Source organism: Isoptericola haloaureus (genome assembly GCF_036689775.1).
Classification (GTDB): domain Bacteria; phylum Actinomycetota; class Actinomycetes; order Actinomycetales; family Cellulomonadaceae; genus Isoptericola; species Isoptericola haloaureus.
The window spans coordinates 1-397 of the sequence record NZ_JBAGLP010000100.1 but is presented as its reverse complement, the minus strand read 5'-3'; the positions used below and the strand labels follow the sequence as shown (position 1 = coordinate 397).

General features: G+C 72.5%; 1 protein-coding gene. It reads left to right on the top strand.

Features of this window, described 5'->3' with window-relative positions; translation table 11 throughout:
- A partial coding sequence (locus V5O49_RS02015; RefSeq protein WP_332900766.1) for a SpaA isopeptide-forming pilin-related protein occupies window positions 1-223 on the top strand: 223 nt, incomplete at its 5' end.
- Window positions 224-397 lie beyond the last annotated feature (174 nt).

Here is a 397-nt window from a genome sequence, read left to right as displayed (position 1 = left end):
CACGGTCGTGACCGGCGAGGACGGGACCTACACCGTCGAGCAGATCGCCGACTTCGGGACCTACCTGGTCGAGGAGCCCGTCGCGCCCCCCGGCTACCTGCTGCCGGCGGACCGCACCCGGTCCGCCGAGCTCGTCGAGGGCGAGACCACCGAGGTCGAGTTCACCGACCCGCTGGTCTGGGAGCCGATGGAGAGCACGGTCGAGGGGGAGGGCACGCAGTAGGTCAGCCGCGCCTGCAGGGTCGACAAGGAGCCGGGCGCGCACCCGGTCACCCTGCCGGCGGACCAGGAGGGGACCACGGGCGAGTTCGTCGTGCAGGGGGTGGAGGGTCCGACGACCCTCGACGACGCCACGCTCTCGGCGGCCGTGACGGTGTCCAACCCGAACGACTACGCG